Source organism: Paraburkholderia sp. CNPSo 3272, from assembly GCF_024206495.1.
Lineage (GTDB): Bacteria > Pseudomonadota > Gammaproteobacteria > Burkholderiales > Burkholderiaceae > Paraburkholderia.
In genome coordinates this window covers 55,919-65,898 of sequence record NZ_JAMBPQ010000040.1, presented here as the reverse complement: position 1 = coordinate 65,898, position 9,980 = coordinate 55,919, and the positions used below count along the sequence as shown (strand labels likewise).

Sequence of the window (9,980 nt, the reverse complement as noted above, 5' to 3'; positions counted from 1 at the left end):
GGTCTGGGCATCGTCATCCAGCCGATGTACATCATTCACGACGACATCGTCGCAGGACGACTCGTCCCCGTCCTGGAAGACTGGCAACTGCCAAAGCTCACGATCAATCTTGCCTACCAGAGCCGCCGATACCAGCCTGCAAAGATCCGGGTCTTCAGCGAGTTTCTTGTCGAGCGCGTCAGGTCGCAGCAACTCGAGAAGCGCTGGATGACGTTCGCCCCTTAAACCTGCAGTATCCGCACCATACCTTGGATTCGCAGACTCTCTGACGCGCAAGTCGCTTCCACTTCCACACCAGAATGCCGACGTACGTTGCAGCACGCCGGCATTCTCACAACCGCCGGTTCGCACTCCGTCAGGCGCTCGCGCCTTTCGCGGAGCGGGCCCGGGCCAGGCGTGCCAACGGATTGGCCAGCACGCTGCCCAGACGGCCGTCGAGCAGCACGACCATCAGAAGAAGCAGACCATTGACCAACAGGATCTGGGTCGAGGTCGCATTGAGCAGGCCGAGACCGTTGTTGAGCACCGTGAGGATCAACACGCCAACTGCCACGCCGAGTGGCGACCCGATTCCCCCCTCAAGTGCCACGCCGCCCACAATGGCCGCCGATGCAGCCTGAAGAAGGATATTGCTACCCATCGTTGCAGACGCGGTGGCGAGGCTGAGCGACAGCAGTCCGCCGCCGAGCGCGGAAAGACTGCCAGAGATCGCAAAGCCCACTGTCAGGGCAGCACCGACTCGCGCGCCGCTCTGGACGGCAGCCTTCCGGTGTCCGCCCGCCGCGTAGATGTCCCGACCGAGCGTGGTGAATCGCAAAAACAGCGATACGACCACATAGCAGAAGATGGTAATCAGGCTACGCGGGGAGAAGATGCCGAAGATGTTCTGATCCAGGAAGTCGCTCACATCAAGATTCGCCCAGCTCAGGACGCGCCCGCCCGCTAACCAGTATCCGACGCCCGTGAGGAACATCATCGAACCGACGGTTGTAACAAGCGACGAGACGCCAAGCCAGGGCAAAAGCGCTGCGTTCGCGATACCCACCACGATCCCGAAACAGACGGCATAGACCAGGCCAAGCACCGCACTATCGCCGCCAAACTTCACGGTGATCAGGCCCGCGACCGTCGCAAGCGCCGCCACACTGAGGTCGAACTCACCGGCGACCATCGTCACCGACAAGCCCAGCGCTACGATGCCGAGGAAAGCGAACGCCTGGAAAATCGCGTACAGGTTGGCCGCTGAGAAGAAGTGATCGACGGTCAGGCCGAAGTACACGGGCATGCCGATTAGCAGGACCGAACGAATCACAAGATTCAGAAGACGTTGAGATTGATTCATTTCGCTCTCCGCTTATTTCTTGCTCGGCCCGAGACGGGCGAGCAATGCACCGAACACGACCGCCCCCAGCACCACCATGCCCTTGACGACCAATTGATACTCGTAGCTCACGCCGCTCACGAGCAGGATGTTACTGATCACGGCGAGGAAGATGGCGCCGGTAACCGCGTCCGAGATCTGGCCGCGTCCGCCCCGGATCGAGATACCACCGACCAGAACTGCGGCGATTGCGTTGAAGTCGAGGTCGACTCCGTATGTGAGATTGCCTTGCGCCGACGACGATGCGATGAGCGACCCGGCAAGCGCCGCCGCCGCACCGGCAAATCCGTAGCAGAACAGGGTGGCCGCCATCAGGCGCAGACCCGCGATGCGAGCAACCTCCGAACGCATGCCAATGAGCCTGATCTCCCGTCCGATACGCGTCTTCTGAAGTATGAAACTCCCGATGATCACGAAAACGGCGAGCACGATGATCTGGGTCGGCAACCAGCCAAAGAGCTTGCCTTGACCAAGCCAGGTTGCATCGCCATTTCCGATGACGGTAAGGCCGCCGGTATAGAGGACGCCCGCGCCGAGAATGATGGAAGAGGTCGCGATCGTCGTGATGATCGGATTGGCCCGGCCCAGCGCGATGATGGCGCCCTGCACAATGCCTATCGCCAGGCCAGCAAGCACGACTGCGAGAACGGTTACGTCTAGCCCGAGGTGGATCAATGCAGCGAACATTACCGTTGAAACCGCAGCCGTCGCGCCCATCGAGAGCATGAACAGATTGCCGCTAAGTGTGACGAGCGCCATCCCGACTGCACCGACGCCGACTGCGGCAACCGAGTACATCAGCGACTGAACGTTGCCGAATTCGGTGAAGTGAGGAACGACGCCCGCTGCAACGATGATCAGCAATAGCGTTGCAACGCGGATAGAACCCGCATGAATACTCGTGCTGCCGAACAGTGCCGAAGCCCAGCGTCTATAGAATGTAGGAGAAGCCTGCATAGAGGGTTCAAGAGCAGTTTTATGCATGGCCAGCCTCCACGCGTTGAGTTCTGAACGAAGCGTGGCCACCCGCCGCTTCGCCCCCACCTGCGACGATGTCATGCAGGACCGTATCGCCATCGATCTCGTGCCGCGGCTTGCGACGAACCATCTGGCCTCGGAAAATCGTCACCACCGTATCCGCGAGTTCGAGGATTTCCTCAAGGTCGGTCGAGTAGAAAACCACGGCCAGGCCGTCGTCCGCCAACTTCCGCAGGGTCGAATAGATTTCGCTGCGTGCCCCGATATCCACACCGCGCGTCGGCTCGTTCAGCAGCAGCAGCTTCGGCGCGAGCGCCGCCGCCTTGGCGAGCGAAACCTTCTGCTGGTTTCCGCCGCTCAGGGTGGAAACCTCGTGCGGCAGTCGCTTCGCGTCTATCGCAAACATCCCGGCGAGACGCCTCGCTTCCGCAGCCTCAGCTGCCCGCTGCATGACGCCGGCGCGGCTGAATTTCGACATCACCGATGCAGTGATGTTGATACCGATCGGAGCGTCAAGAAACACGCCCTTGTCGGCCCGGTCCTCGGCCACGTAACCGACACCGCAACGAAGCGCGCTTCGCACGCTGTCGATCTTTGCGACCTCACCATCGAGCCTCACAGACCTGGAGATGTCGCCGCGCAGTCCGGCAAGCGCCTCGACTACCGTCTCGGCCCCCGATCCAAGCTGCCCGACGACCGCCACGATCTCGCCAGGCGCGACATCGACGCTGAGGGCTTTCAGCTTGTCGTCAACGCTCAGATTCGTGACAGACAGGCGCGGCTGCAGGGAGGCGCGTCCTTCAGTGGCCTTGACCGGATGACGTACGAGCTCCCGGCCAATCATCGCCTTCACTACCTCGCCGGTGGTCATGTCTGCGGTCTTGCTCGTGATGACGTGCTGGCCGTTCCGGAAAACCGTGATCCGGTCGGTCAGGGCAAAGACCTCATCGAGTCGATGGCTGACGAAAATCATCGCCGTCCCCTGGTCCCGCAGACGTCGTGCAACATCAAACACGCGCACGATTTCGGCGTCCGACAGCGTGGCAGTTGGTTCGTCGAGCAGCAGCACCTTTGCCTGGCGAGACATGCCGCGCGCAATCTCGACCAGCTGGCATTCAGCGAGACTCAGTCGCGATGCCGGACTGTCCAGTTTGACGTGGGAAAGCCCCACCGAATCGAGATGCGCTCGAACCGTGTCACGGTAGCGGCCCCGCAGGTAAATCTCGCGCTGGTCCGCGCCACCCAGGAGAATGTTGTCGAGCACCGAGAGCGTGGGGACAATCGCGAGCTCCTGGTGAACAATCGAGATCAGCTTGGGATCGGTGCGATGGCCGAGCTTGAGCTGCTGACCATCCACGGTAATCGAGCCATCGTCCGGCTCGACAAGTCCGCCGAGGATCTTGATGAACGTGCTCTTGCCTGCGCCGTTCTCGCCACAAAGGGCGTGGATTTCGCCGGGCGCGAGTTCGAGGCTCACGCCGGTCAGTGCCTTCACGCCGCCGTAGTGCTTCGTGAGGTTCAGGGCGCTGAGCAAGCTCGGCGTTTCAACGGCAGCACCGCCGCTGGTCGGGTCTTGTAGCATTGTCTTCCTCCAATGGAGGATCGGTCTGTCGCCTCGCCGATCCACCTATCGTCCTGCATCCAACTTATTGCGTCGCAACATCACGTACCGCCAGCCACTCCCGGATCGGCACCGCCTTCAGAACGGGGCGGTCGCGCGTAAGGTCCGAAAGAGACTGCTGATCCCGATGTCGACGCGCCGGGCACAACGGGCGCGTGCGGTTCATCAGGAGGTGCGGAACCACAGGGAGAAATGCCGGTGGGATGCGTTGCGCCCAGGTTCGGGCGTGACGTTGTCTCCGTGTTGTGGACCGCTGCCGCGGTTTCGCTGTTGTTGTCCAAAAGGTTATTTCGTCGCGCCCAAAAGAAAAATGCCGGGCGGAAAAATGATATTTCCTCCCTGCGGAAATATCGGCATCGTTCTTGTGAACGCATTTCGGGCCAAAAAAAGCGGCCCCGGCGAAGTCTCTCGCCAGAGGCCGCTTAAATGCTGGAGCATCCGTTTTCCGTCAGATCGCGATCGAACGCCCTTCGACGGATGACTGGATGGCGCTGTCTACGACCCGCTGGATCTCCCACGCCTCCTGGAAGTCGGGAAACGCCCGCCCCCCTCGATCAATCGCATCGAGGAATCCGGCCATCTCGATGGTCTTGAGATCGTTGAATCCGATCTGGTGGCCCCCCGCGACCGTAAAATTGGCATACGGCGGGTGTGCAGGTCCCGCTTCGATACGGGTAAATCCCGAGGTACGTGGATCGTCACCGCCGCGGTAAAAGTGCAGTTCGTTGAAACGCTCCTGCGAGAAGACGAGCGCGCCCCTGGTCCCATAGACTTCGAACTCGAGCTGCATCTTGCGCCCGGTCGCGGCCCAGTTCGCTTCGAGCGTGCCCGAGCAGCCTCGGGCGAACGTGACCATCAGCCGGGCAATATCGTCAACCTTGATCGCCCGCCGCTCGTGCGCGCCAGCGGCGACCGGTCTGGTCTTGTTCACGGTTTCGAGCCGCGCGACCACGTCGTCAATCGGTCCGAGAAGGAAGCGCGATAGCCCGATGATGTGATTGCCGATCTCCGCGAGCGCGCCGGCGCCGTTTTCGGGATCCACTCGCCAGCCGTAGGGAATTTCGGGGTCTGCCATGTAGTCTTCGGCGTGGACCCCGCGAAAGCTTGTAATTTCACCGAGCTCGCCCTCCGCGATCATTTGGCGCGCGAGAGCCAGCATCGGATTCTTGATGTAGTTGTACCCCACCTGCGTCACCGTTCCTGCCGCCGCGGCGGCCTCGGCCATCGCCAGTGCGTCGGCTGCCGAAGGGGCGATAGGCTTTTCGCAGTGCACGTGCTTGCCAGCTGCAATTGCCGCAAGCGCCATCTCGCGATGCAGGCTGCACGGCGTCGTGATGGAGATCACCTTGATTGCGTCGTCTGTGAGCAGTGATTTCCAGTCCGTCGTTGCCCGCTCGAACCCGAACTGCTCCTGGGCTTGTCGTGCACCCGCCTCATTGACGTCAGCCACCGCGACAAGGCGCGGCCGCACCGACTCCGGGAAGGCGTTCGGAACAGCACGGTAGGCGAGCGCATGCGCCTTTCCCATGAAGCCTGTTCCGATCACGCCGACACCAATCTCTCGTCTCATCCAAACCTCCAAATATCGATCGCGGCACATGGTGCCGCGACCGTCGAAATAACCGGAGCGCGCGAGGCAGAATTGACTGCTGCCTCGACCGTCGATCACTTCTGCTGGGAATAGCAGACTTTCACGTCGGCCTTTGTCGCGATCGGGTTGGGCAGATACTGGAGCGCCTGCGGGGTACCGCCGGTAGCCAGCATCTTTGCTGCCTTGGCGGCGTACGCGCCGTCGTCGAAAGGAGACTGCTCGACATCGGCGTATGCCTTGCCGGCGTTGATCAGGTCGACGCCTGACTGGTCGCAGCCGTGGCCGACGAGCACAAGCTTGGAGGGATCGAGGCCAAGCCGTTCGGCCGCGGTAACGGTGCCTCGCAGCTGCGCGTCGTTTTCGGTGTAAACGCCCTTCACATCCTTGTATTGGGTGAACAGTGCCGAAGCGGCCGCGCTCGCCTTGACGGCGTCCCAGTCGCCCGGAAGAGCGCCCACGACCTGGATTCCCGGTGCATCTTTCTTGAGTTGGTCGACGAACCCCTGGTAGCGCTGGAGCTGCGGCGGCGTGCCCATCGGCCCATTGATGACGATCACCTTGCCGCTCGCACCATAGCCCTTATTCTTGAAGCCCTGGATCATGGCCTTGGCGGCAGCCTGACCATTGCTGATGTCGTTCGGCCCGGTGAACACCTTCCAGTACCGGGAGTACTTCTGATCCGGCATCGAATTGGAGATCACGAGCGGAATCTTCGCCTGGTCGATTTTGCGAATCGACGGGACCATCGCGCTTGAGTCGACCGGGACGAGCACGATGACGTCCGGCTTTTGTGCGAGGGCTTGCTCGACCTGCGTGGCCTGTTCGTTGGCGTCGTAATTCGTGACCTTCACATCGAGGTTGATGCCCTGAGCCTGTGCCTCTTTCTTGAAGCCCTTGATGTAGAGCGCCCAGTATTCGACGCTCTGGGTCGGCATGAGCAATGTCACGTGCGGTTGGCTTGCTGCGCTCCCGGCGGTGCTCAACGTCGTCAACAGCGTTGCGAGGGCGACGCCAGCGAGGATGCGATTGCGGATGATCATGAGTTGTCTCCTTTTGGACCACACCCAAAATTGAGTGTTTGGTTTCTGATGTTTTCGAGGCAACAGTAAGGGGCGCAGGCGGAAAGAAAAATGCGGTCCGACGAAAAGTTATTTCCTTGGAGCGGAAAAATGTGCTGCAGGCGCGTCGATGAGACGCGCGGAGGCGAACAATCGGATTCGAGGCTGCCTATCTCACAGCCACCAGGTTTTGTAGAGCAAATCTCTACATTCAGTGGAACCCGGGTGAGTTTATCCGCCCGGGTTTCTACGCGATAGTGATGTTCATGATGGCCGGGTCCATCTGGTCAACCCCCTGTTCCCTATCGAGAGAGTCGAAATGTCAAAGTCCAATATTGAGCTCGTCGCAGCCTATTTCACGCTGTCGGGCGACGTCTATCCGTTTGGTCCGACCGAGATCAGTCCGTTCAGCTTCAAGGATCGTGTTGAGGCTGCCGCCAGGGCCGGATGGTCAGGCATCGGGCTCATTCATTCCGACATTTACGCGACCGCCGACAAGATCGGCTTTGCCGAGATGCGACGCATCCTCGAGGCCAACGGCATCAAGCATGTCGAGTTCGAGTTCCTCGTCGACTGGTACCAGACCGGCGAACGTCGCCGTACGTCCGACAGCATGCGCTACTACTACCTGAAGGCCGCCGAAGAACTGCGCGCGCGCATCGTCAAGGTCGGCCCCGGCATCGGCGAAGAAACCGCAAATGTCCCGCTCATGGTGGAAGAGTTCGGCAAGCTGGCCGAAGACGCCGAGAAACGCGGCACTCAAGTCATGCTCGAAATCATGCCGTTCAGCAACGTTCGGACGATCGAGACCGGCAAGGCGATCGTCGAAGGCGCCAACAAGGCGAATGCTGGACTCCTGCTAGACATCTGGCATCTCTCGCGCGGCAACATCGACTTCAAGGAAATTGCCACGATCAAGCCCGAGTTCATCAAGGGCATTGAACTCGACGATGCGGACCGCTACGCAATCGAGCCACTGTGGATGGACACCTGCCACAAGCGTCGCCTGCCGGGCGAAGGCGTGCTCGACGTCAAGGGCTTCATCAAATCCGTGCAGGCGACTGGCTTTGATGGTCCTTGGGGCGTCGAGATTCTCTCCGAAGTCGAACGCAAACTCCCGCTGGAAGAAATGGCGACGCGCGCATACGACGCGACGATTCGTCAGTTCGAAGAATAAGCAGGGTAACTCGCGACCAGTATCCGGACGGCCGCAATCACGTTATCGGCCGACGTGCTCTTTACGAGTCCCACCATCCAACCGCGCGACAAAGTCGCCTTCGTCAGCCTTGCGTCGAGGTCACCATCTGCAAAGCGAACACCGAGGAACACACAATGCTATCTATCTACGTTCGATTCAAGCTCGCTCCCGCGACGAAGCCCTTGTTCGTGCCGCATCTCGACGAACTGATGCATGCGATGGCCGAAGAACCAGCGTTCGTGAGCGCAGTGCTGAGCGAAGACTCTGGCGCGCCAGACGAGCTGGTTCTCTTCGAAGTATGGAACGGATCCCAGGAGGAATGGCTCGCTCAGCAGCCTCAGAAGCCGTATCGAGCAGTCTACGACGATGCGACCAAGGACTTCGTTGCCGATAAGGAAGTACGGTTTTTCTCGCCCGTCTCCATTCGAAACAGGTAGAGTCGACTCGCGCCAATGGACAACTGGAGCCCAGTTCCCTTGTCCGCATGACCCTGTCAGAATGCACGGCACGTGATAAAAAGACTATCTGAAGGCGCGTGTGGACACGCCTTTGAGCTTTCCGATGAAGCGATCCCGCCAGTTTGCTCACGGGCTTAGAATGGCTCATGAGAGCATCAAATCCGGGCATCACGCGCCGCATGATTTCATCTCTCGAGCCACGGCCATTGTCACAGGCCTCCGAGAAAATCTCCCGTCCGCCGCTGGCGCCGTTCGAAAAATCGCCAGGTTGGGGATCTCTCCTGGGCCAATCAGGACACGATGAAAAGACGATCATTCCACATGCTGGTTCTGTTGCAAAAGAGGCTGTTTCATAAAGACGGTTGAACCAGCAGCCGATCAAGGTCACGGACGTGCCGACCCGAACAGCAGCTCGACTCTCTCTCGGGAATAGGCCGGATTCCGGGCAATCCGGATCGAGCGGCTCGCGTGGAACCATCAAAACGAAGAATGCTCCATTACAGCAGCGCCGACGAATATCGAAGAGATGAAGCGTAGGACTCTACTCAAAATTGCTGCAGGCACTGCCGCGTTGGCCGCGCGTCCAGCCTTCCCAAGTTTCGTATCAACGAAAGGAACCAACAACATGAAATATCGTGGCATCGTCTACGACGTGGGCCTTCGGTTCACCGCCAACAATCCGTACTCCGTGGCGCATTTCGATTCGGAGCTCGTCTCGTACGATATCAACACCATCGCAACCACGCTGCACGCCAACGCCGTCCGAATCGAAGGAGAGGAAATCGAGCGTCTGCTGACAGCATCGCGCATTGCTCATGCCGCCGGCCTGACCATCTTCTTCAACCCTTGGAAGATGAACGTGCCGATCGCAGACCTGCCGGCCTATTTCGCGCAGGCTGCGAGTGCCGCAGAACAGTTGAGGGGCGAAGGCGCCAACATTGTCTTTGTTTGCGGCTGTGAAATCACCCTGTTCAACGACGGGATACTGCCGGGTGCAACATTGATGGAACGCGTTGCCTGGCTTGGTTCCCAGGCTGCAGCGGCAACCGGGCCCAAAGTCCCGACTGTCTTTCAGGAGAAGTCGGCGATGCTCAATGACGCTCTCACGGCCATCACAGCCGCAGTGAGAGCAGAATTTAGTGGACTCGTGACCTACTCTTCCGGCACGTGGGAGGACGTCGACTGGCGCCTGTTCGACGTTGTTGGTGTCGACTACTACCGAAACGGGGAGACGGCGAGGGAGTACGTCGCCGGTCTCGATCGCTTCCGCATCGGCAAACCCCTTATCGTTATGGAGGTCGGCTCGTGCGCTTATGAGGGAGCCGCTGCCCGCGGCGCCGGCGGCTTTATGCTATTGGAGGGGCAAAACCCTGACGGCACGGGAAAGTTCGTCAACAATATTGTTCCCACACGAAGCGAACGAGAACAAGCCGAATATGTGGAAGAACAACTGGAACTCCTGTCTGGCGCAGAAGTGGATGGTGTCTTCATCTACGTCTTTTCGTTCCCGAGCTATCGCTTCGGCGAAGGGGCACGAGACCTGGACATGATGAGCTTCTCCCTGGTCAAGACCTTTCCCGACGGCGACCCGAGATCAAACCAAATGCCGCCTTGGGCGCCAAAAGCCGCATTTCACCGCGTTGCTGACTTTTTCCAGCGCTAGGGAAAGCCTGCAAAACTTCTGACGTTGAAGTT

9 protein-coding genes are annotated in these 9,980 nt (G+C 59.8%); 4 read left to right on the top strand and 5 right to left on the bottom strand.

Features of this window, described 5'->3' with window-relative positions; genetic code table 11:
- Nucleotides 1-225: LysR substrate-binding domain-containing protein (locus tag M3I53_RS31295; RefSeq protein ID WP_254319692.1), on the top strand; the 225-nt coding region annotated here is incomplete at its 5' end.
- 130 nt (nt 226-355) lie between these two features.
- Here M3I53_RS31295 and M3I53_RS31290 read toward each other — a convergent pair.
- From M3I53_RS31290 to M3I53_RS31270, 5 genes are all read right to left on the bottom strand, one after another.
- Nucleotides 356-1,342 carry an ABC transporter permease gene (locus M3I53_RS31290; protein WP_254319691.1) on the bottom strand — a complete coding sequence of 329 codons (987 nt, stop codon included), beginning with the start codon at nt 1,340-1,342 and terminating at the stop codon, nt 356-358.
- Between the two features lie 12 nt (nt 1,343-1,354).
- Nucleotides 1,355-2,365 (bottom strand): ABC transporter permease, encoded by a 1,011-nt coding sequence (locus M3I53_RS31285; RefSeq protein ID WP_254319690.1) that lies wholly within the window; start codon nt 2,363-2,365, stop codon nt 1,355-1,357.
- Entirely contained in the window at nt 2,358-3,941 is a 1,584-nt protein-coding gene (locus M3I53_RS31280) for a sugar ABC transporter ATP-binding protein (RefSeq protein WP_254319689.1), read from the bottom strand. The genes M3I53_RS31285 and M3I53_RS31280 overlap by 8 nt, the downstream gene beginning before the upstream one ends.
- Before the next feature lie 487 nt (nt 3,942-4,428).
- Complete coding sequence (locus M3I53_RS31275; RefSeq protein ID WP_254319688.1) at nt 4,429-5,550, bottom strand: Gfo/Idh/MocA family protein; 1,122 nt, start codon at nt 5,548-5,550, stop codon at nt 4,429-4,431.
- A 95-nt stretch (nt 5,551-5,645) separates the two neighbouring features.
- Nucleotides 5,646-6,611 (bottom strand): sugar ABC transporter substrate-binding protein, encoded by a 966-nt coding sequence (locus M3I53_RS31270; protein ID WP_254319687.1) that lies wholly within the window; start codon nt 6,609-6,611, stop codon nt 5,646-5,648.
- A gap of 337 nt (nt 6,612-6,948) precedes the next feature.
- Between M3I53_RS31270 and M3I53_RS31265 the strand changes: the two genes are divergently transcribed.
- The 3 genes from M3I53_RS31265 to M3I53_RS31255 all read left to right on the top strand — a co-directional run bounded on the left by M3I53_RS31265 (nt 6,949) and on the right by M3I53_RS31255 (nt 9,948).
- Entirely contained in the window at nt 6,949-7,806 is an 858-nt protein-coding gene (locus tag M3I53_RS31265; RefSeq protein WP_254319686.1) for a sugar phosphate isomerase/epimerase, read from the top strand.
- Between the two features lie 155 nt (nt 7,807-7,961).
- Nucleotides 7,962-8,264, top strand: a complete 303-nt coding sequence (locus M3I53_RS31260; RefSeq protein ID WP_254319685.1) for a putative quinol monooxygenase — start codon at nt 7,962-7,964, stop codon at nt 8,262-8,264.
- 646 nt (nt 8,265-8,910) lie between these two features.
- Nucleotides 8,911-9,948 carry a hypothetical protein gene (locus tag M3I53_RS31255; protein ID WP_254319684.1) on the top strand — a complete coding sequence of 346 codons (1,038 nt, stop codon included), beginning with the start codon at nt 8,911-8,913 and terminating at the stop codon, nt 9,946-9,948.
- Nucleotides 9,949-9,980: the final 32 nt, after the last annotated feature.

Excerpts from the sequence above, each read along its gene's own strand:
- M3I53_RS31260 (WP_254319685.1), top strand. The coding sequence starts at position 7,962 with ATGCTATCTATCTACGTTCGATTCAAGCTCGCTCCCGCGACGAAGCCC.
- M3I53_RS31255 (WP_254319684.1), top strand. The coding sequence starts at position 8,911 with ATGAAATATCGTGGCATCGTCTACGACGTGGGCCTTCGGTTCACCGCC.
- M3I53_RS31275 (WP_254319688.1), bottom strand. The coding sequence starts at position 5,550 with ATGAGACGAGAGATTGGTGTCGGCGTGATCGGAACAGGCTTCATGGGA.
- M3I53_RS31270 (WP_254319687.1), bottom strand. The coding sequence starts at position 6,611 with ATGATCATCCGCAATCGCATCCTCGCTGGCGTCGCCCTCGCAACGCTG.
- M3I53_RS31285 (WP_254319690.1), bottom strand. The coding sequence starts at position 2,365 with ATGCATAAAACTGCTCTTGAACCCTCTATGCAGGCTTCTCCTACATTC.
- M3I53_RS31280 (WP_254319689.1), bottom strand. The coding sequence starts at position 3,941 with ATGCTACAAGACCCGACCAGCGGCGGTGCTGCCGTTGAAACGCCGAGC.
- M3I53_RS31265 (WP_254319686.1), top strand. The coding sequence starts at position 6,949 with ATGTCAAAGTCCAATATTGAGCTCGTCGCAGCCTATTTCACGCTGTCG.
- M3I53_RS31290 (WP_254319691.1), bottom strand. The coding sequence starts at position 1,342 with ATGAATCAATCTCAACGTCTTCTGAATCTTGTGATTCGTTCGGTCCTG.